The sequence below is a fragment of the Bacillus shivajii genome, assembly GCF_020519665.1.
In the GTDB taxonomy this organism is placed as follows: domain Bacteria; phylum Bacillota; class Bacilli; order Bacillales; family Salisediminibacteriaceae; genus Bacillus_CA; species Bacillus_CA shivajii.
Window position 1 is genome coordinate 3,408,794 of record NZ_CP084703.1, and the last position, 22,950, is coordinate 3,431,743.

General features: G+C 38.4%; 12 protein-coding genes. 6 read left to right on the forward strand and 6 right to left on the reverse strand.

What is annotated here, in order from left to right; genetic code table 11:
- Positions 1-86: 86 nt before the first annotated feature.
- From LGQ02_RS16505 to LGQ02_RS16525, 5 genes are all read right to left on the reverse strand, one after another.
- The gene (locus tag LGQ02_RS16505; RefSeq protein ID WP_226515432.1) at positions 87-2,549 is read right to left on the reverse strand and encodes a S8 family serine peptidase; all 2,463 of its coding nucleotides are present in this window, start codon (positions 2,547-2,549) and stop codon (positions 87-89) included.
- 1,178 nt (positions 2,550-3,727) lie between these two features.
- Complete coding sequence (gene ltrA, locus LGQ02_RS16510; protein WP_226515433.1) at positions 3,728-4,999, reverse strand: group II intron reverse transcriptase/maturase; 1,272 nt, start codon at positions 4,997-4,999, stop codon at positions 3,728-3,730.
- A gap of 757 nt (positions 5,000-5,756) precedes the next feature.
- Positions 5,757-8,177 (reverse strand): S8 family serine peptidase, encoded by a 2,421-nt coding sequence (locus LGQ02_RS16515; RefSeq protein WP_226515434.1) that lies wholly within the window; start codon positions 8,175-8,177, stop codon positions 5,757-5,759.
- Positions 8,178-8,475: 298 nt separating this feature from the next.
- Positions 8,476-9,120 (reverse strand): response regulator, encoded by a 645-nt coding sequence (locus tag LGQ02_RS16520; protein WP_226515435.1) that lies wholly within the window; start codon positions 9,118-9,120, stop codon positions 8,476-8,478.
- Positions 9,113-10,933, reverse strand: a complete 1,821-nt coding sequence (locus tag LGQ02_RS16525; RefSeq protein WP_226515436.1) for a GAF domain-containing sensor histidine kinase — start codon at positions 10,931-10,933, stop codon at positions 9,113-9,115. The genes LGQ02_RS16520 and LGQ02_RS16525 overlap by 8 nt, the downstream gene beginning before the upstream one ends.
- A gap of 1,492 nt (positions 10,934-12,425) precedes the next feature.
- Between LGQ02_RS16525 and LGQ02_RS16530 the strand changes: the two genes are divergently transcribed.
- Genes LGQ02_RS16530 through LGQ02_RS16540 form a run of 3 tightly spaced genes read left to right on the forward strand, consistent with a single transcriptional unit; the run spans position 12,426 to position 15,779 of the window.
- The gene (locus tag LGQ02_RS16530; protein WP_226515437.1) at positions 12,426-13,379 is read left to right on the forward strand and encodes an AAA family ATPase; all 954 of its coding nucleotides are present in this window, start codon (positions 12,426-12,428) and stop codon (positions 13,377-13,379) included.
- On the forward strand, positions 13,376-14,593 hold the full coding sequence (locus LGQ02_RS16535) for a DUF58 domain-containing protein (RefSeq protein WP_226515438.1): 1,218 nt from the start codon (positions 13,376-13,378) through the stop codon (positions 14,591-14,593). Before LGQ02_RS16530 ends, LGQ02_RS16535 begins: the two co-directional genes overlap by 4 nt.
- Positions 14,574-15,779, forward strand: a complete 1,206-nt coding sequence (locus tag LGQ02_RS16540; RefSeq protein WP_226515439.1) for a DUF4129 domain-containing protein — start codon at positions 14,574-14,576, stop codon at positions 15,777-15,779. The genes LGQ02_RS16535 and LGQ02_RS16540 overlap by 20 nt, the downstream gene beginning before the upstream one ends.
- Before the next feature lie 105 nt (positions 15,780-15,884).
- On the opposite strand, the gene pulA is transcribed toward LGQ02_RS16540, so the two are convergent.
- Complete coding sequence (gene pulA, locus LGQ02_RS16545; RefSeq protein ID WP_226515440.1) at positions 15,885-17,990, reverse strand: type I pullulanase; 2,106 nt, start codon at positions 17,988-17,990, stop codon at positions 15,885-15,887.
- 423 nt (positions 17,991-18,413) lie between these two features.
- On the opposite strand from pulA, the gene glgB reads away from it, so the two are divergent.
- From glgB to glgD, 3 genes are read left to right on the forward strand one after another with little or no spacing between them, the layout of a single operon-like run.
- Complete coding sequence (gene glgB / locus LGQ02_RS16550) at positions 18,414-20,342, forward strand: 1,4-alpha-glucan branching protein GlgB (RefSeq protein ID WP_226515441.1); 1,929 nt, start codon at positions 18,414-18,416, stop codon at positions 20,340-20,342.
- Positions 20,339-21,481, forward strand: a complete 1,143-nt coding sequence (locus LGQ02_RS16555; protein WP_226515442.1) for a glucose-1-phosphate adenylyltransferase — start codon at positions 20,339-20,341, stop codon at positions 21,479-21,481. The genes glgB and LGQ02_RS16555 overlap by 4 nt, the downstream gene beginning before the upstream one ends.
- Before the next feature lie 41 nt (positions 21,482-21,522).
- Positions 21,523-22,629, forward strand: coding sequence for a glucose-1-phosphate adenylyltransferase subunit GlgD (gene glgD / locus LGQ02_RS16560; RefSeq protein ID WP_226515443.1), 1,107 nt, complete (start codon positions 21,523-21,525; stop codon positions 22,627-22,629).
- The last annotated feature ends 321 nt before the right edge of the window (positions 22,630-22,950 follow it).

The window sequence follows — 22,950 nt, forward strand, 5'->3', positions numbered from 1 at the left end:
AAAGGATTCCTTAACCTTTAAGTAAGAAGACGCATTGGTAAACCACTCTTATTTTTTCTGATATACCATCCTACCTCAACGGAATATTACTTTAAAAATGTCTGGTAGTACCTTGTCATCGCAACAGCAAATTCTCCTCTTTTTACCATCTCATTTGGGTTAAAAGAAGCCGTTACAGTCGGTGAGAGATCAAACCTTCCTTGAGAAGTATCAAAGTAAGCATTTAATATGTTTAAATCTAATGCTACTTGTACGTACCCCTTATAATTGCTAGAAATTTCATTCATATCTTCTAAATGGATTCGTTCATCTTTATATTGAACGGTAAGGTCTCCTTCATGTTCTCGAGCCAGTTCTTGCAAACCTAAACTTTGAACGAGTGAATAGGCAAGTTCTTCTCTCGTGACAGTTTCATCTGGGTTAAAGTAACCCACTTCGTTCATTAACATAACTGGCTTTTGCTGTTGTTTAATATCCCTTATTGCTGCCCCTTTTGCTGATACAGCTTTTGCAAAAACAGATTGTTCTCCATCGACATCATTCAACTCAATGGTATTCGTTTGACGAATACCAGCACCCATCACTAAATATTTAGCAAGGTCAAATCTTGTTAATTGTTCATCAGGATGGAAACTCCCATCTTCAAAACCATCAAACAGCCTTTCACTAATACCCAGTTTTATAGCAGTTGCAGCAGGGTGACCTTCAATGTCATTTAAACCTTCCTCCACGTCTAATGTAGAAAATGTTAAAGTCCCTTCTACTTCCTCAGGCAAAGCAATACCTAATGGGTTAATCTCTTCTCCTCTTAATCCTCTAATTTCAGCTGTCCATGTTCCAGTTAATGGTGCATTTACTGTTACGGTCCTAGCCGTTTCTATGGAAAATAATATATTAATCCCTGAACTGTACTCCGTACCGTCTGGAGCAGTTAAAACAAGATTAATGGGATTACCTGTTTCATCAAAAAAACCTTTCCCTTCTACTCGAGCTACAAGATTAGAAATTCCTTCTTCAACCACAAATTCATATTGACTCTCTGATAATAACTCTATAGAACTGAAATCAATTGAAAATGGTTCTTCGTATTTAGTTATATCTGCAGAACTGCTAAAATCTTGATTCATATTCAGCGTTTGGCCATATTCTGTTCCATGTAAAGCTGCTTCAACAGCTGCATAAGCGTTCACATAGCCTGCTCCGACTTCCCATGGTTCTTTTCCCGGTATGTTTGTTGCTGTTTCTTCTAGAATTTGTTTAACTTCATCAGGTGAAAGCGTCGGATTAGCTTCTAACATTAAAGCAATGATACCCGCAACATGTGGTGACGCCATAGATGTTCCGCTCATTGTCGTATAATAAGGTAAATGAGCTGAGTCGATCATCTCTGCATCATCTGTCGCTGATAATGCTGATAACGGAGCTATTACACGCGTAGAGATCACATCGACACCAGGGGCTGTAACTGCTGGACGGTCTTCCCATGTCCACTCCTGCCCATCCATGTCAAACGTACCGCCTTTTTCATCTGTTCCTCGTGATGAGAAGTTCGCTAAAGTACCATCTTTAACTCCCGCTGCTACAGAAATGACCCAAGGTGCTTTAGCATAAGGGTTATGTGTGTTTTCCTCCGGCCCTGAGTTCCCGGCAGCAAATACTGAGATGATTCCACGATCATATGCTTTTTTCGTCGCAACGTTTATTGGGTGATAAGGGTCAAAGTCTCCTTCAGACCCCCATGAGTTATTAACAACCCTTATGTCATATTTTGTTTGGTTAGTCATTGCGTAATCAAATCCACCGATCCCATCTAAAATAAACAGTGCACCGCCTGAACCATACCCTATTAAATTAGCACCTGGCGCAACACCTTCATACTTCCCACCTGATTTAGCTCCAGTACCTCCGACTGTTCCTGCAACATGCGTACCGTGACCAGAATTAGTATCCGTATTGATAACATCTTCTTGATAAGTAATTGGCAGCAATGTACTGTATGCATTTAAATTCGTTGTCGCTAAAACATTTTGAACGAGGTTTTCTCCAAATTTATGATCTTCATGGGTTCCATCTACCCCACTATCGTTTATCACAACACCAATTCCTTTTCCTGAAATAGGAAAACCACCATTGCTTTTTCTCATGTCATCATCTGTTCTGACTTTATCTACCCCAGTCAAACTTGTTGAAGATTCATTATAAAATTCAAGTTCAGAATTACTGTATAAAGAAAGGATGTCATCATTTTGTTTTAGCTTTTCTATTTGTTGAGGTGTAGCAATTACCCCTGCTATAGGAAGGCTTTGCATAGTAACCCCGAAATCAATCCCTAAATCGTCTAATCGTTTAAGATTTTCACTAGTCGGTGCTTCATCACCTTCAAACGTAACAATAACCTCTAGTTCAGATACATTTGTAGTTAAAGCCTCTTTTAACTTCGGATCAACAGACACACCATCAAATAAACTTGCTTCTGTATTAACAGAGTTTGTAATAAAAAACGGTACGAGCAAAGACAAAATTAGTAATACGGAAAATATTTTTTTCAAACTGTCCACCCCTTTTAAGGTATTTTAATAACAATTCTATTGTCTTATTTTGTTTATTTTCAGACAATTAATCATAAGGAGTAAAATCGTTTCTCAAAAGTACTAATTTGTCATTAGTCTAAAGTTTTATTTACGTTGTTTGAATCAATTTCATAACTCAAAATAAGGTACGAAATTCCGAATGATGAGCGTGAACTCCACTTCAGACGGACGCTTTCCCGAGGGCTTGTCTTCAGCTAACTTAGGCTCGACAATTCTTCGCCTAAGTGGATCTTCAGCTCGTTGCTCCTGCGGTTACTCGTCGCAGATAAACAGTGTTCCTGCGATTACTCGTCACAGATAAACAGTGCTCCTGCGGTTACTCGTCGCAGCTCGAAGCAGTTCGAAGAAGTATTGCTCGTCGTTGCTCCTGCGGTTACTCGTCGCAGATAAACAATGCTCCTGCGGTTACTCGTCGCAGATAAACAATGCTCCTGCGGTTACTCGTCGCAGATAAACAGTGTTCCTGCGATTACTCGTCACAGATAAACAGTGCTCCTGCGGTTACTCGTCGCAGCTCGGAGCAGTTCGAAGAAGTATTGCTCGTCGTTGCTCCTCTGGGAGTCGCCGTCTTTTGTTACGTTCACTTCCATATAAAACGTACATTTTATAAGAAAAGCGCAAGCGCCCTCGCTCATCGACGATGAAAACTGCCTCTTCCTCTACGAGTACCGCTTCGTCGTATATCCGTCGAGGCAGCTCGCAGCTTAATCGTGCTGTAACCGCTCGTTGGAGGAGCACATTCGAGGAAGAATTCGTGAGATAAAGGAGAGTTGAAAGACGTCAGTCTTTCATTCTCGACTTATCGTAGACGAGGTGAGGGAAGTTTCTCACGTCGCCTATGCTGTCTCTTTCTCTTCTAGCTACGCTGCGTAGTTAAATGCGTCGAGACAACTCAAAGTATATTCGACGATGTGTCGTTCGTCGCTGAGCTAGACAACTATCCAGGATAAATTTTTATACTTCCTTACCTTTTGAAAAAATATCATATCATTCGTTTCATTGCACAAAAAACGGAATTATGAAATCGATTCGTTTATATAAAAATAGAACCGAGTAGGCGTCGCCATTACTGACCACGCCTCTCACAGAGCACACACGTGCGGATCTTCGCATGTGGCTCTTCCCATATATCCCTTCTAGAGATAACGTTCATCATAAACAGATGATAAACTTACGAGTCCTAGCTCTGAAAAGAACTCATTGTCTAACGCCGCATGAACCATTGGGCTTTTGGAACTTCGCCAGGCAAACATACGGATTCCTCTGAGGTTTTCTTCCCTCCATCCCTTCCTTCTAAGAAGGCGATGGAGGTTCTTTATATGTCTCCAGCTTCTAAGTTGTACCATTCTTAACCTTCTTCTTATCCAACTATCCCACTCTTTGAATTTGTTCTTCACATTCCCATAGCGGAAATAATTTGCCCAACCTCGAATGTAGGGGTTCAACTTGTCTTGGATAAGGAGTTGGATATCAACTGTTTGGTTTCTACGAGTAATTTCTTTCACTCGTTCCTTGAATTTCGCCTCTTTCTTAGGATCTATTCTTCGAATATTGCCGATGAATTCATACCCTAAGAATGTAAATGGCTCTTTCATGGCGTCGACAACTTTAGTCTTCTCTTGATTGACAGTTAGACTTAGTTCTTCCTCAAGAAATCTTGAGACACTTCGCATGACTCTTTCTACACTTTTTGGGCTTTTACAAAGAATGATAAAATCATCCGCAAAGCGGACGATACGGTGACCACGTTCGGTCATCAGTTGATCAAGCTGATGTAAGTAGATGTTCGAAAGTAACGGACTTAACACACCACCTTGCGGAGCTCCCTCGGGAGTATCTTCGTAATGATCTCCTACCATGACACCTGCTTCGAGGAAACGGTGAATGAGTTCGATAATAGACCCATCCGTCACTCGTTTCCTGATTTGTTGTTCCAATTTATCATGTGGAATTGTATCAAAGTAGGACTGTAGATCGGCATCAATGACGTAATGATATCCTGCTCTCAAGTGTTCAGTAACTTTGTCTAGAGCCATATGAGCACTTATCCTTGGGCGGAAACCATAACTACACGGAAGAAATTCTTCTTCGAAGATAGGTTCCAATACATTCCGTAGAGAAGTTTGTACGATGCGATCTTCCACCGCTGGTATCCCTAGTGGACGTTGTTTCTTACCATTATCTTTATCGATCATCTTTCGTCGAACAGGTTTGGGTCGATATCGTTTATCTTTTAGCTTCTGTTGGAGCACTTCTAGATTGTCCTCCAGCTTTGCTTCATATCCTTCAATTGTTACTTTATCAACCCCTGGTGCACCTTTGTTCTTCTTTACTTGATAAAAGGCACTTACTAGATTCGCTGTCTTGTACACTTTGTCGTACAAACTGTACCATACACGTCTTTTCATCTGTTATTCCCCTTACGCCACTGCTTTCGTTTCTTCCTTTGTTTCTGCTTCTCCATATGAAATGTCGAACATATCAAGGTTGGTAGCCGATGGCAATACCTTATATTTCACATTTCGGCGATAGACGGTGTACCCTTCTGTTCCACCCTGGCATCAGCCCCCTTGGCTCTTGTCCAGCTTCTGTCTATTTCCGCAGTCATAAGTAAGCCTACTCACATTGTTCTTCTATGGGTCACGCCCTTCGCACGATTCCTCACCTTTTGGGTATAGGTTCGCAACTGTATCTGTGTACAGTTTCACTCATGTGCTGTCCTCGCTACTGTCGCCAGTAGGTCATTGGCATGAGCTTCTTCACTACTATGGCGATCTCTGACTTCTCCCTTTAAAACTCATCTTGTGTCCTTGGCTTAGCCTTGTAACATCAATACCTACTTTAGGAAGCAGGGAGATCTCAATGGGTCACATCATGTACTTTCCCTCTAATCCAGCCCTCATAACACTTTGAGTTTCCAGCTATTCGGACTTTCTGTTCTCTTGCACAGTCATCCAGCTCTCGTGCCAACATGGGATATCAGCTCTGTTCAGAGGTTTGCCTTCAGATCCTCCGCACGCTACTTCACAGTCAACGCACTATCTGTCAGCTAATGCTTACCGGCTGGCCGATGCATTCGGGACTCTCACCCTTTAGCACATGTGCTGCCACTCGCGAAAAAAACTAAAGGTCAATTATCACCCTTAGCTTTTCTCCATAGGTTTATTAATCTAAATAAGTTCCATAGAACCGCGTAATCGCGACAGCAAATTCTCCTCTCGTAATCGTTTCTTTCGGTTCAAACGTTGCGACAACTTCTGGCTCTAAATCAAATTGTCCTTGTTCAACCTCATAATGTGCATGTAAGATGTTTAAATCTAAAGCAAGTTGTACGTAACCTGCAAACCTTTCTGAAACGTCCTCAGCATCAAGTACAGCAACTCTTTCACCTTTATAACTAACTGTTAAATCACCGCTATGTGCTTCTGCTTTTTCTTGCAAACCTAAACTTTGTACAAGACTGTACGCAAGTTCTTCACGTGTGACTGATTGATTCGAAGCAAATTTACCATTCTGATTTAAAAGCATCACACCGTTTTGTACTTGACTGGTATCCCTTAATGCTGCACCTTGAGAAGTAACCGCTTGAACAAATGGCACATCATGTTCTTTTACATCTGACGCTACCAATTCTTTCCCCTGACGGATACCACTTCCCATCGTTAAATACCTAGCTAAATCGACTCTCGTTAAATGATGATCCGGACGAAAGCGGCGATCATTATCACTATCTACTAATCTGTGATTTACTGCCAATTTAATCGCATCCTCCGCTTCATGACCAGCTATATCATCAAGTCCTGTATAACTCCCTGATTTTTTAAACGTAAGTTCACCTTCAATTTCTTCTGGAAGCGCCAGTCCTTCTAAACCTTCCACTTCCATTGTCCATGTGCCAGGTGTTGGTGATAACACTTGGACGGTTCGGTCAGTAAATAAAGTAAAGAGTGCTGAAATCCCAGAGCGATGTTCATTTCCATCTGGATCAGTTAATATTAAGTTTACTGGATTTCCTGTTTCCCCTAACAAACCTCTTGCATCGATTCTTGCTAACAACTCTGTCAGGCCTTCTTCCACTTTGAACTCGATAGAGTTTCCACTTAATGATAGTGGGTTATAATCAATTGTTATGTCTTCTCTTGTAACTTCGACTTCCGCATTCGCATGGAATTCTTGATTCATATTTACAGTATCGCCATACTCTGTACCATGTAAGACATGATCAACGGCTGCATAGGCATTGATATACCCTGCTCCAGCTTCCCATTCTTCGTAACCTGGCATATTCGTTGCTGTGTTTTCAATAATATTTTTTACTTCAAGTGGAGACAGGGTCGGATCAGCTTCTAACATAAGGGCAACAACGCCTGCTACGTGTGGAGCAGCCATCGACGTTCCGCTCATCGTCGTATAATAAGGGACATAGGCCGTTTCAATATTTTCAAGGTCATCCTCTGCAGATAATGCTGAAAGAGGTGAGATAGTTCGAGTAGAAATAATATCAACGCCTGGAGCTGTAATCGTTGGACGGTCTTCCCAAACCCATTCTTCACCATCTACTTCTACCGTACCAGACTTGTCTTTCACTCCACGTGATGAAAAGTCAGAAAGTGTACCGTCTTTTGTCCCAGCCGCTACTGTAATCACCCAAGGTGCCTTCTTATAATTACCAGTAATTGATGATTCACCAGGTCCTGAATTCCCTGCAGAAAATACCGTTACAATCCCTCGGTCATACATTTTTTTCGTTGCAACATTTATCGGGTCATCTGGATTAAACTCCGTTCCAGCGTCACCAGTTGCTCCCCATGAATTTGTAATGACACGAATATCATAACGATTTTGATGTGTTAAGGCATAGTCGAACCCACCTATCGTATCAAGAATCGCAACACCTGCTCCAGATCCATAGCCGATAAGGTTTGCTCCTGGTGCAACTCCTTCGTATTTACCTCCTGATTTGGCACCTGTGCCTCCAACAGTACCAGCGACATGTGTACCATGCCCTGAATCTGAATCAGTATTTGGAACATCTTCTTGGTAAGTAATCGGTAATAAATCACTCAGTGCATTCAAGTTTGTTGCTGCTAAAACATTTTGGACAAGATTTTCCCCAAATTTATGATCATCATGTGTCCCATCAACACCACTATCATTGACCACGACACCAATCCCATCCCCAGTCACTGGGAAACCACCATTTGCTTTACGCAAATCATCATCCGTTCTTACTTTATCTACGCCTGTTAAAGCTGTTGAATATGCATTCTCATATTCAATTTTTGCATTATAAAATAATGAACGAACTTCTTGGTGTAGCACTAACTGTTCTACTTGTTCCTTTGTCGCTAAAACTCCAGCGATTGGCAAGTTCTCAAACGTTACTCCTGTTTGTATGTTTAAATGTTCAAGTAGTGATATTTGTTCATCTGTCGGTGCCCCATCCCCCTCAAACGTAACAATTACTTCTATTGGTCCAGTGGCAGTTTCCAGTACTTCATTTAACGATTCATCGACAAATGTTTCTATTCCTGTCGTTGCCTTAGATGTCGTCTGCATGGAAACAGAAAGAGTGAAAATCAACATAAACGATAAAAAAGCCGTTAACTATTTTTTCATTTGAGTTCCTCCTTGGATAATATTTCGAATATTAATAATATTATCCCAACAAAAGAGGCATTTGACCATTCAACAGAAGGTTTAAAAAAGATATACGGAAGTATGAACATTACATACTACGAAAGTATTACAGAAAATCCCCCCAATACATCTCCAATTTATTTCCAGGTGCCAGGCACCTGGAAATAAATGGTAATCAATTAAGGGGTTGTAATCTAATTAGAGTGAGCAGAAACTTTATTTGAAGTTTTAGAGAGCGAGGGATTTATGGGAGTGTGACTAGCTTTTTTTGCACAGCGTGAATAACTGCTTGGGAGCGGCTTTTGACATTTAACTTACGAAAGATTTTACTGACGTGAATTTTCACTGTCTTTTCACTAATAAATAATTTTTCTCCAATCTCTTTATTGCTTAAACCTTCAACTAAACAGACTAAAACTTCCTTTTCGCGCTCAGTAAGCTCAGACTTTTCTTCCGTACCTTGATTTTCGTGATGGAAGTTTAATAATTTCTTCGTCATCACTGGATGAATAACCGATTCCCCGCGCATTACGGTACGAATCGCTTCTACAACTTGCTCTGATGGGGCATCTTTTAATAGATAACCATCAGCCCCCTCTCTAATAGCTGCCATAAAATACTCTTTATGACTATGCATTGTTAGAATAAGGATTTTTATTGAAGGATAGTACTTTTTTAGCTCTTTTGTAACCTCTACCCCATTTTTACTCGGTAAGTTAATATCTAATACGATCAGATCAGGGCTTATCTCTTTTGCTTTTAGTGACTGTAACGCAGCTTCACCAGACTCGCTTTCATTAATGACCATTAAATCATCTTCTAAATCAATAATATTTTTTAACCCGTCTCGGAGCACACCGTGATCATCGACTAACATCACTTTAATCATCTTCATCCTCCTTTTCTATTTTTTCAATAGGGATCGTCAACGTAATCTCAGTCCCCTCCCTCTCTTTACTATCAATTTGTAAAGAAGCATCCATTTTCTCTGCTTCGTCATTCATACTAATAAGCCCGAAATGTGCATTGCTTTGAGCTTTTACAATTGCATCATATAAAGAAAAACCTATACCATCGTCTTTCATTTTTAATAAAACATGTTTTTTCTGGTAACTTAATAAAACAACAACGTTCGATGGCTTAGCGTGCTTAATCGTATTTTGAATACTTTCTTGAAAAGTCTCAAACATCATTTTTTCCACACTTGATGGTAAAACGTAAGGACTACCTCTTACTTCAAAATTCACTTTAAAAGGTTGTTGTTTCTTTAATATTTCACATCGTTTTCTAATCGCTTGTTCAAGTCCGACATATTCAGTTGGTTTCGGTCTAAGTGCATAAATCGATTCTCGAATTTCCGTTAAACTATGACGCAATTCTGATAAACTATCGCTGACCAGGAAAAATGAGCCTTCTTGATTCCTATAGTACTTTTTTTGCGCTGTTTCTAAGTTCATGACGGCCGCGGCTAACGTTTGCGCAACACCATCATGAATTTCACGGGCGATTCGATTGCGTTCTTCAAGCACCTTTTTCTCTTCTTTTTCATTAATAAGTGTCCTTGTTTTAATCGCAACAGCTAGTTGGTTTGCGATCGTTGCGACTGACTGTACATCTTCATCTGTGAAGCTATGTGTTCTTGTTCTTCCTACTGCAATAACACCAATTATTTCCCCATCTAACTTTAAAGGGGCGTATATCATCGCTTTTATCGTGTCATAAAAATAAGGATCTAGAGGACTTACTTCCTTCGTACGATTATGAATTAATGTCAGCTCGTGAAAACATTCATTCTCCTCAACCTCTACAATGTTTTCCACACTTATTAATCCATCAGCAAATTCAATTTTCCACTCTCCTGATTCCTTACTCAAAATCATAGCTCCTTGGTAATGCAGTAACTCACTTAAATCTTCAGCTAAATGTAGCAACCAGTTTTTGGATGGAAGTGACTGATTTAACTGTTGTGTAAAGCTAAACAATGTTTTTAACCGTTGCTTTTCTCTTTTTAACTTCACAACACTAGAAGATAATAAAGATACTCCTACTAACGGCGAAAAGAAAAAGAAGGTAGCAAAAATATCTAAATGGGATCTTTCCTGACTTCCTAAAAACAACATCAGGAATGTGTACATAAAAGAGAAACATGCATTAAAAAGCTCAGACGTCATTTTTTGTTTCCAAAGAGAGAAACTGTATGGCTGAGGACGGAGCCATAAAACTACATCAACTAACAAATTGTTAATAATGAAATAAAGAATAATAAATACACCAATTTCCATTGATAAAAAAATGAAACTATACTGAAATTGATCCGTAAATGAAAAAAGAAATGAAGAAATTCCTTTTGCGCATGCAAAGCTAATTACAAGCTGGGCTGGATTGAAAAATAAAATTCTTATAGGTCGCTTTTGTACAATGTTAACTAGTAGTACAATAAAAGCATATGCCACTGTCAATATTGGTAGTCCGTAAACAAGATCAATTGAAAAGATGATTGGAAAGCTTAACGAAGAATGTCCTTTCCATACAGGCAATGGGTACCGCTCTGTAAAAAACAAAAAGATAAGTAGAATTGCCAATATAGAAAAATACTCAATTCCTTCTATAAAAAAGAATTGAGAAAGAACAAAGAGCCATCCAAAAATTGATACTACTGTCATAAATATATTTGCTTGTTTTTCTTTTGTGATAGCATGCATTGTATTACCCTCTTTGTCTGAATATTCATTCTTTATATTTTACTATACCAATTTAAAGAATAAAAATCTAAGGACCTTTCCCTTAAATTTTAAAGAAAACTCGCTGATTGGCGAGCCTTGGGCGAAGACAGAGGCGTTAGTTGAACTTATACTTAGTTCTTTAAAATTTTCTCTACGTCGATCTACTTCTTCGCTAAAATTTTATATATTCTTAACGTGAAATATAAAGCTCTGTTAAAGTTTATGTTGTTATAGAAATGGTGTTGATATCTTGTAGTGAGTCGAGCGATTGGCGACGACTCCTGCGGGAACAGCGACGAACAAAGCTTCGTCGAGTCACAGTGAGTTGCGCCGACGCATTAAACTACGTAGCAAAGCTAGCAGAGGAAGAAGCAGGTTAGCAGAAAATCACCCAAAACGAGCGTGGCGAGTTTTGGGAAGCCCGTGCCGTGTCCGTGGCAAAGAAGACACTATGAAAGCAAACAAAGTGAAGCTTGAACGGATGTCGCACTTGTGCCTAGAGGTGAAAGCGAGTGTATTTTTAAAAATCAACACTAACCTTTAACAAAGCCTAAAATAAAAAAGGTCTCGAACTGGTCGAATAGCATAGCCACTAACCAATATCGAGACCTAAAACTTTACGCTACGTAAAGTTTAATTTCATTATCTAAAAAACATCATAATATCTCTATTCAGCTTTTGGAGTAATCTTATAGTACTTTTGTACGATTTATAGACAACAAAATGAATTTCATAAATATGAGCCATTGTAGATCTACGGTTCTATGACATGAAAAAAGGAGTACCTTCCCAAATATCGAAGTACCTATTTAGTATAGAGGCTTTATATAAATTATAACCTCCCCAGCGTTATATCGAGATTTTTTCAGCAACCAACAATGCTCCTGTTTAAAGCATGACCTTTAGATTGCTAGGTACTCGTTTTGGATTCTTTTCCTTCCGAAGCTTCTTATTCAAAATCAGCAATCGAATACGTGTTTAGCAGCTTAAAATGAAAACTACTTTATAAAAGATTATTTCTTTAGATACAAATGAACAAAATAATAGGTGCTATAAGCAATAGAAATACACGTGACTGTCTCTTCCTCTACTAGCTAAGCTCTGTAGCTACATCCGTCGAGACAAATCGAAGCATATTCGACGATGTACTGCTCTTTCCTGACGGGAACAGCGCGAGCTGAAGATTCACATTGGAAAGAAATGAGTGTTCTTTCCAATGTTAGCTGAAGCCGTGCCCGCGGCAAAGAAGACACCGTGAATGCAAGCGAAGAGAAGCATGAACGGATGTCGCACTTGTGCCCTGGGGTGAAAGCGAAGTGTATTTCAACTGCCATCCAAATCAAAAGTATAAAACTACAAAATCCATAATAAACAAAATTCTGAGACTGTAATCATTTTTAATAAGATGAATTATGAAACTGGTTCAACACATAAATAAAAAACGTTCAATCGAACGAGGAGGAGCCTAAATATGAATAATGAGCAAAAAGTTTTAAAGACAATTTCAGAGAGAGTTAGTCAAGTGTTAGTGGGAAAAGAAGAACTGACTGAAATGATGATGGTCGCTTTATTAAGTAAAGGGCACATATTACTTGAAGATGTACCCGGAACAGGGAAAACAATGTTCGCAAAATCCATTGCAAAATGTATTGATGCTTCATTTAAAAGGGTCCAGTTCACACCAGATGTTCTTCCTAATGATGTAACAGGCATTCAATTTTTCAACCCGAAAGAAAAGACCTTTGAACTGCGTCCCGGTCCAGTCATGACAAATATTTTATTAACAGATGAAATTAACCGCGCAACACCAAGAACACAATCGAGTTTGTTAGAAGTGATGGAGGAAGGACAAGTAACGATTGATGGTGAAACACTCCCGCTCCCAGAACCATTCATCGTCATTGCTACACAAAATCCTGTAGAGTCTCAACAAGGGACATTCGACCTTCCAGAAGCACAAATGGACCGTTTTCTCATGCAAATACGCGCTGGATACCCATCACTTGAGGAAGAACAACAAATGTTAAAAATGTATAAAAAATCGTCACCAATTGAGTCAATTGAACCGGTTGTTACATTAGATGAAATAAAAAAAATGCAGCAAGAAGTCAAAAAAGTAACATTAAATGAAGCCGTTGAAAAATATTTATTAGCAATCATTCAAGCGACAAGAGAATCAGAAGATACAGAGCTTGGGGTAAGTCCTCGTGGAACACTCGCTTTTATGTATAGTTCACAAGCATTCGCTTATTTACAAGGCAGAACATACGTGATACCTGAAGATGTGAAAAAACTCGCTCCATACGTACTGGCACACCGTTTAGTTCTTACATTGGACAGTTCGATGAAAAAAACGAAACAAGATGTTTTAAAGACGATTATAAAACAGATCGAAGTGCCAGTTGAGGCAGGGAATATTAAATGAAAAACCATTGGCGTCAAAAATTACATGTTTCAAAGTTTGATTACTTATTAAATGCATCGATTCCTTTTTTAATCCTCTTAGGAATGATTACGAGTGAAATTTTACTCATTAGTATCTCCTTCTTATTCGGGATGGTAATTTTATTTAATAAATGGTACTTATCAAACGTTGTAAAACAAATACATATCATCCATGATACGCATACGAAAAGACTGTTTCCTGAGGATGAAAGTAACCTCATTGTTCCTTTTGAAAACAAAGGAAAGTTACCCATCTTAAACGGAAAATGGTGGTTTCACCTTTATGACCCTGACAACTCAGTGAATATCAGAGCAAATGATCAGATTAATGAGAACAATTCCATGTATGAACTCGTATTCTCAATTCCTACATTAACAAAAAGAAAATATGAAATACCTATTATTGCAAAGAAACGAGGAATTGCCCAAGTTCGCGCAATTGAAGTCGAAATCTTTGATATTTTTCGATTAAACTCGATCAAACTCAACTACGAAGGACCTTTTCGAGAAGAAGCAATCGTATACCCTTCTTTCTCACCTGTTCACACGTTAAAAAAAGTAATCCAAAATGAACGAGGAAGCCAGCCTCAACGCTTTTCATTATATGAAGAAATGATGTTAACAAGAGGTAGCCGTGGATATGTATCAAATGATCCTTTTAACCGAATTAATTGGAAAGCGTCAGCTCGATCAAATGAATTACAAACAAAAATTTATGAAAAAGTAACGATTTCGCGGTGGACATTTGTTGTCAATATCCGTGACGAAGACCCTTTGCAACCAACAATTAATCAATTAGAAGAGGTATTACGCCAAGTAGCTTTTGCATGTAAATATGCTATGAAAAATGACATTCACTTTGACCTTTATGTGAACCTTCGTATTCCTAAGTCGAACTTTGGATTGTACCTCCCACTAGGACATGGAAAAAAACATTTGATGAGAGCACTTGAAGTATTAGCGAGAATTAGAAGAGCGAATATGACAACACCGATTGAAAATACACTTCATCAAATCATTTCTGATCCTCGTTCTCATGCTTTTGTTTTCCACTTTGGCACATACGGAGAGAATGAAAAATCCTATTATTCAAAAGCAAAGCAATATGGCATTCATGTCCAGCGTGTACCTCTAAATGTAGAAGAAAACCCTCAAGAGATAGGAGGGGCTCATCGTGAAACCATCGCAAACTGAATTTTCTCGTTGGATGTACTTTCTTATCGAAATAACATTTATTTATGTGTTTGTTCATGCTTTATATATATTTAATGGCAGTTTTCCATATATCATTGAATTTCTAGTCCTATGCACCATTGCAGCTGCAACATACCGCTTGATTATTGGTAAAACGAATTCCGTAAAGCTGACAGCGGTCGCTGTACCATTCATTTTTTTATTAGGCGTACTATTAAACTTCGAGGTCTATGCTTCAGCTCTTTTATCTGTCCTTTTATTTTGGCGAGTCCTGACTTTGTATGAAGATCCGGAGCAAGATCGTGAAACGAAATTATTTTTTTTGACATTCGGGTTTGCGCTTGTTTTTTATTTATTGTTTTATCAACTGCATTCGAATTACGCTTTTCTAGTTATCATATTTATCCAGTTCTTTCATGTTCTACTGTATAAATCAACGATCTCTATTTTTAAAGCATCTGGTCAAAACGATGAAGTAAGCCCTCGAATCAAATGGGTTGTAGGAGGCTTGTTCACACTTAGTGGCCTTTCCGTTTTAATAGGAATGCTTTATCCCGCTGTAAAAGCCGTCTTTTTATTCGGAGCTAGTCTAGTTGCCCATATCAGTTACACAGTTGCCCAGCCTATCTTTTATTTCTTCGGTTTTTTACAACCTGAAGACCAGGAATTAGATATCGCTGAAGGGGATTATGAAGAAGGTCTCGACAACTTCATGGAAGAGATGCGCCAAACAGATGTTGAAGATACATTTATCGGATCGATGTCTTTTTATTGGATTCTTTTATCAATTCTTTTAATCATTGCTTTCATTTATATTTTGAAAATGAAATGGAACTTTGAAAAGAAAAGCGATGCTGGAAATTTAACTAGTGATATTTCTGTAAAACCTGAGAAAAAACGTTCTTTTATTGAACAATTAACAAAACGTTTCCTAACAAAAAATGACGTTCGGAAGTGGTTATATGAATTAGAGGTCGTCGCAGCTAAATACGGCTATGGAAGGGGCTATTCAGAAACATTAGCAGAGTGGCTTTTCCGTCTTCCATTAGAAGACTCTGTTAAACAAACGATATTAAATACGTACCAGTCTGTTCGATATGCTGACAAACCTGTAAAAGGAAAAGAAAGAGACGATTATAAAGTCGCTATCCAAGTAGCAAAACGCCAAATTAAAGAAGCCTCATAAGGATAAAAGCTGTCACCTTGATTAGTGACAGCTTTTCAATTCAAAGTTGTGGTTCTGTATAGTGATGACTAGGAGACCTTTCCTAGCCTCTTGTTTCAGGCCAACTTAATATCGTGATTTTTTTAATACGATCAGTTCATATGACCTTACCGAACTAAATTCCCCTTTAATCTCCCCAGACAGATCTTTCTGCTGCAAATTAGTCGCAAGTACTTCCCACGTACCTGCAGATGGTAAGTGGAGCTCATACTTTTCACGAGTCGGATTCACATAGATTGCAAGGTCTTCCTTTGTCGTTAACAGCATAAATCCAAACACTGGATTGGGCGTTGATAAGATGTGAAGATGTTTTCTTATTTCTTCTTTTGACGATAAACGAAACGAGTCATATTTTTTTCGGATTTGTACTAATGATCGAATAAATGAAATGTTTTCTTCTTCTCGCCCCCTTTGCAACCAATCCAACTGATTAATTTCATCACCAGAAATATAGCTGTTACCATCTCCCTTTTTTGTTCGAAACCATTCTTGACCAGCATGAAGAAATGGAATGCCCTGACTTAACAACGTAATACCGGTTGCTAACTGATGCATGCGTTTCTTATGTTCTTCGCTCTCATCTCGATTTGTTTTCATTAAACGATCCCATAACGTGTGGTTATCGTGACACTCAACATAATTTACTGACTGATGCACCTCAGAAACAAACGGTATCCCGTATCTTTCATCCACTGAACCAGATACTAAGTGTGGAAGCCTTTCAATAAACTTCCCTTCTCCATTAACATAGCCTCTGTCGTCCATATCGAATAATGTCCCTTTTAAAGAGTCACGAAATAAATCATTAAAAAAACTAATTCCGCGAACTTGATGAGATTGATGCGGTATTGTTTTTAACGAGTTTGGGAGTGCTGTTGGTAAGTCCCACCCTTCTCCGAGCAAAATAATCTTTGTCTCTTCTTCAGCGCATCGTTTTTCAATTTCTTTCATTGTAACGATGTCGATTGCCCCCATTAAATCGAAACGAAAACCATCTACTTTATATTCTGATAACCAGAAATCTATCGTATCAAGAATAAATTTTCTAACCATCCGACGTTCTGTTGCTAAGTCATTACCTACACCCGTTCCATTACTGACAGACCCATCTTCTTTGTATCTGAAATAATACCCTGGGACGATTTTTTCAAATGAGGACTCCTCTCGCTTAAATACATGATTATAAACCACATCTAAAATAACACTTAGCCCCTCGTTGTGAAGTGAAGCAATCATTTTTTTACATTCATAAATTCTTGTAATTGGGTGGTGTGGGTCACTAGCATAACTTCCTTCTGGAACTTGGAAGTAAAGTGGATCATACCCCCAGTTATAATACTCATGTGGATTTGTTTCATCAACTCGTGCAAAGTCATTGATTGGTAGTAGTTGAACATGCGTGATGCCTAATTGTTTTATATATGAAAGTCCTGACGACAGTCCGTTTTGGGAGACAGTGTCCTTTTCTGTTAACCCTAAAAATCTACCTTTATTCTTTACTCCACTCTGAGCATCAACAGTCGCATCCCGAACATGCAATTCATAAATGATTGCGTCTTGCACATTCTTTAGAAACGGTCTTTGTTGATTCAAAATGTAAGAAGAATTCGTTCGAGAAAAATCGACAACTACACCTTTTTTACTATTAGCAAGAAGTGCTTTTGCGTAAGGGTCGATCACCTTTTCCACTTTTCCATTTATTTCTACTCCATACTCGTACGTTGCTTCATGACAGTCACCTAGTATAACTACTTCCCAAATACCTTTTGAACATTTTTTGAGATTGATTTTATTGTTATCTAAATATAATAATACATTTATTGCAGTTGGTGCCCAAATTCTAAAAGTGGTCGCGTCTTTCCCATATATTGCACCTAATTGGGCACTTTCAGTACAATAATTGTTTTCAAACCAATGTGTCCTAACAATTTTCCTAGGATAAATTTGAAAGCGCTTACCACCCACTGATAATACCTGTTTTTCTCCAAGGGTTAATGGTTCAGAAAATGAGAATTTCCCTATTTTTTCATTTATATATCCAAGAAATTCAGCCCGAATTTCTTTTTTCGGCGTTAAAATGATCGGTTCACCTTGAGTAAGCGATTCTTCCAAATTCTCTGATTCAACCATTAATTCATGTACATCGTCAAGCCAAGCAACATTTTTAGTCACAGGACACTCCTCTTTTCTCCTAATTCTTATACCCTTATTTTATTCATCATACGTTGAATGCGTATCTCTCCATTACTAATAAAAGGTCTTAATATATATATGGGTTTTTCACTATTACCCTCAACTGTATATTTAAAACACTTAGCCAAAAACGTATATATATACATAACTATATCCAAATAATGTTTTCGGCACAATACGACAGAACCCCTCAATTTACAGTTGAATTTGTCATACAGTTAGGGATTGAAACAGTCACTATATCAGCTATAATAAATAATTATCATAATCAATACAGTATAAATCGAACCGAAACATTTTCCAAATTGAAAGTGTTTAATGTTATTTACCAAACTGAATATTTATACATAATGAAGTTTGCTAATACAGGTAACTGTGTATAACGAAAGGAGTAATAAGATAGTGCTCACCAAACACATTCCAAAAAAAGAGATATTTTTATTTCACCAAGGGACCCATTATTTTTGCTACCAACTACTTGGCAGTCACAAGGTGACTATAGATGGGCAAAAAGGCTTTTCGTTCTGTGTCTGGGCGCCAAATGCGAAAGAAGTCCGAGTTGTTGGTGACTTCAATGATTGGCAAGGAAATGGTTCGGAACTTGAAAAGGTAAATGAGGAAGGTCTTTGGTATCGTTTTTTTGAAACAGTCGCTTGTGAAAGTCGTTACAAATACGAAATCACCCGACCTGACGGTACGATCCACTTAAAATCAGATCCCTACGCGTTTCAATCAGAAGTCCGACCAGCGACAGCATCAATTACGACTCCTCCTTCAACTTATCAATGGAAGGATGAAGACTGGCAGACAAAAAAAGAAAGCATCGATCCTTTAAAAGAACCAATCAACATTTACGAAGTTCATGCAGGTACTTGGAAAAAACATGAAGATGGCTCTCTTTATACATTCAAAGACTTAGTAGAAGAACTGATTCCTTATGTGAAATCACTCGGATATACACATATTGAATTTCTCCCTCTGGGTGAACACCCCTTTGATTTATCGTGGGGATACCAACAGACAGGATATTACTCGGTTACAAGTCGCTATGGTGACATGGAGGACTTCAAATTTTTCGTAGATCAATGCCATTTGCAAGAGATCGGAGTCATTTTAGACTGGGTACCTGGTCACTTCTGTAAGGATGATCATGGTCTACGGCTTTTTGATGGTACTCCCCTTTATGAATATGAGGATGAAAAAAAATCAGAAAAACTAAATTGGGGGACGTTAACATTTGATTTTGGGCGTCCTGAAGTACAAAGCTTCCTCATATCAAATGCGCTTTACTGGCTTGAAGAGTTTCATATTGACGGACTTCGCGTTGATGCAGTAGCTAGTATGCTTTACCTAAACTTTGATAAGAGTGACGGTGAGGAGAAAATTTTCAACCATTATGGAGGGGAAGAAAACTTAGAAGCTAGTGCGTTTTTGAAGAAATTAAATGAGGTGATTTCCCATTATAAGCCTCATACATTGATGATGGCAGAAGATAGCTCCGACCTCCCTTTTATTACGTCCCCTACTTATGCTGGAGGACTCGGTTTTCATTTGAAGTGGAACATGGGGTGGATGAATGACACGCTTGAATATATGGAACATGACCCTGTATACAGAAAGTGGCATCACCAAAACCTTACCTTCCCGATCATGTATAAGGATACGGAAAATTTTCTTCTTCCCCTTTCTCATGATGAAGTTGTTCACGGAAAAAAATCACTCTTAGACAAAATGCCAGGTGATCAATGGCAACAATTTGCTAGTCTCCGTTTATTGTATGGTTATATGATGACCCACCCAGGAAAAAAACTTTTATTTATGGGTGGTGAACTTGGTCAATACGCGGAATGGAAAGACAAAGAACAGCTTGACTGGCATTTACTAGAATACCCGCTCCACAACAAAATGTTTGCATACGTTAGAGACGTTAACCATTTTTATTTAAAAGAACCAGCTCTCTATGAGCTCGATCACTCCCCGAATGGATTTGAATGGATTGATCCTCATAATATTGACCAAAGTATTATCGCCTTTCAAAGAAAGGGAAGTTCTCCGAAAGACGTATGCATCATTATTTGCAACTTTACACCAAATGTTTATTACGACTACAAAGTAGGTGTTCCTACCCCTGGAACGTATCGTGAAATTTTCAACTCCGATGCAAAAAATTTTGGGGGATCACACCAATTAAACGAAGGTGACTACTTTAGTTCACCAAATAAATGGCACGGTATGAATCAACATATCAAAATTAAAATTCCACCATTAGCAATCACTGTTTTTCAACGTACTGATTATGAACAACGATCACCTAAGGAGGCTACAGAATGAAAAAAGAATGTGTCGGGATGTTATTAGCAGGCGGTGAAGGAAAACGCCTTGGATTATTAACAAAAAATTTAGCAAAGCCAGCTGTCCACTTTGGCGGAAAATACCGAATTATTGATTTCACGTTAAGTAATTGTACAAACTCAGGGATCTACACAGTTGGAGTTTTAACTCAATATTCTCCATTAGAATTAAACAGACATATTGGGATCGGAAAACCATGGGATTTAGATCGACAATATGACGGGGTGTCGATCCTTTCTCCTTATACAGCGAAAGATGGCGGTAGCTGGTACTCTGGAACAGCTGATGCGATTTATAAGAACATTCACTACATTGAACAATACGACCCTAAATATGTATTAGTCATTTCTGGGGATCACATTTATCAAATGAACTACCAAAAGCTTATCGAGCAGCATAAAGAAAAGGGCGCTGAAGCAACCATTTCAGTGATGGAAGTACCTTGGGAAGAAACATCACGATTTGGCATTTTAAATACGACGGATAACTTACGAATCTATGAATTTGATGAAAAGCCGAAAAATGCGAAAAACAACCTCGCTTCGATGGGGATCTATGTTTTTAACTGGGAGACGTTAAAGTCATATTTATCCGATGATTATTTGAAAGTTAATTCCGATCATGACTTTGGAAAGGATATTATTCCAGCGATGTTAGAAGATGGTCTTAATTTATTTGCCTACCGTTTTGATGGATATTGGAAAGATGTCGGAACGGTCCAAAGCTATTGGGAAGCGAATATGGATTTACTTGAAGAAGATTTATCACTTTCTTTAAACAATAAAAATTGGCGTATGTACTCACATGATTCAAATTTCCCACCACAATTTATCGACGATAACGCCTTTGTTGAAAAATCCTTAATTAATTCAGGGTGTTGGATTTCTGGTACTGTCGACCATTCCATTCTTTTTAAAAATGTCACAGTCGATATAGATAGCTCTATTAAACACTCCATCTTGCATCCGAATGTAACGGTCGGAAAAAATGTTACGTTAGAACGCGTCATCGTCATGGAAAACACCGAAATTCCTGAGGGAAGTCATTTTTATTCTTCACCTAACGAAGATCCACTAGTAATTGATCAAAATAGTTTAGCACTAATGACTACTAAATAAATGGTTTAACGACCTGACTTGTACATGGGGGGAACATATAGATGCAATCAATGATGGGATTAATTAATCTTGAGCACGAACGTGATTATTTAAATGAATTAACATATTTTCGTTGTGGAGCCGCCGTACCTTTTGCTGGAAGATACAGACTCATCGATTTCACATTATCCAATATGGTAAAGTCCGACATTCATGAAGTCGCGATTTTTACTCGTAGTAAGTACCGTTCATTAATGGATCACCTCGGTACAGGAGCTGATTGGGAACTTGACCGCCGTCATGGTGGACTATTTATCCTCCCTCCTGACTGGAACGATCCTACTGATATTTCAAAAGGAGACCTACGCTATTTTCATAATAACCGAGATTACTTTGAACGAAGCAAATCAGATTATGTGCTAGTAAGCGGTAGTCAATTTATTTCAAATAGTGATTACAAAGAAGCATTCAATCTTCATTTAGAGCGAGAGGCTGATGTAACGTTTATTACAACGACAGTTGAAGATTCCCAGCCTGAACATAGCTCCATATTACGAGTAGAAAAAAATGAGAATGATTGGGTAACGAACGTAACAAATGATGCTACGAACCCCCTCCTCTTTACGGGGGTCTATATTATTAATAAAAAACGGTTAATGGAAATTGTCGATGATTGTATTGCTTATCACAAGGATCATATTTTCTTAAACGGAATTATTGATAACTTGCATCACTTAAAGATCCAAACGTTCGAACATAAAGGGTATTCGGCTTTCATTAATTCCATTAATAGCTTCTATCGTCAAAATATGAATTTATTACATGCTGACAATTACCGCGAACTATTTTACAAAAGGCCGTTTATTCGTACAAAAATTAGTAATGAACCACCAGCGAAATATCTTGAGCATGCAGGTGTTAAATCATCGTTACTCGCAAACGGATGTGAAGTTGAAGGGCAAGTTGAAAATAGCCTTCTATTTCGAGGCGTTAAAGTAAAAGAAGGAGCCAAAATTAAAAATTCAATTATTATGCAGCGCTGTACAATCGAAGCTGATGTGCATCTAGAAAATGTCATCATCGATAAAGATGTTCGCATTACAAAAGGTCAAAGGTTAATGGGGTGTAAAGAACAACCTTATGTCGTCGCCAAACGAAAAGTGATGTAGCCTTTCCGTCCACTCAGAAAAGAAGACATCATCAATGCAAACGAAGTAAGTATGAACTGATATCGCACTTGTTACTAGTATTGAAAACAAAGCAACAAACACAACTTCGTCGATCCACTGAGAGCTGTGCCGACGCATCCAGCTACGTAGCAAAAGCTAGTAGAGGAAGAAGCAACATATGCTTCCAAACTAATATTTAGTTTTTCATAAATGTTTTTTAAAGCTTAGTATTGATAAAACATATTATTGTACGCTTGTTGATTTGTGAGGAGCGAAGGTGGCGACTCCTGCGGGAAAGGCACGAGCTGAAGATCCACTTTG

Coding starts and splice junctions, on each gene's coding strand:
- LGQ02_RS16535 (WP_226515438.1), top strand. CDS start 13,376: ATGAAAAACCATTGGCGTCAAAAATTACATGTTTCAAAGTTTGATTAC.
- LGQ02_RS16520 (WP_226515435.1), bottom strand. CDS start 9,120: ATGATTAAAGTGATGTTAGTCGATGATCACGGTGTGCTCCGAGACGGG.
- ltrA (WP_226515433.1), bottom strand. CDS start 4,999: ATGAAAAGACGTGTATGGTACAGTTTGTACGACAAAGTGTACAAGACA.
- glgD (WP_226515443.1), top strand. CDS start 21,523: ATGCAATCAATGATGGGATTAATTAATCTTGAGCACGAACGTGATTAT.
- LGQ02_RS16555 (WP_226515442.1), top strand. CDS start 20,339: ATGAAAAAAGAATGTGTCGGGATGTTATTAGCAGGCGGTGAAGGAAAA.
- LGQ02_RS16530 (WP_226515437.1), top strand. CDS start 12,426: ATGAATAATGAGCAAAAAGTTTTAAAGACAATTTCAGAGAGAGTTAGT.
- LGQ02_RS16525 (WP_226515436.1), bottom strand. CDS start 10,933: ATGCATGCTATCACAAAAGAAAAACAAGCAAATATATTTATGACAGTA.
- LGQ02_RS16515 (WP_226515434.1), bottom strand. CDS start 8,177: ATGTTGATTTTCACTCTTTCTGTTTCCATGCAGACGACATCTAAGGCA.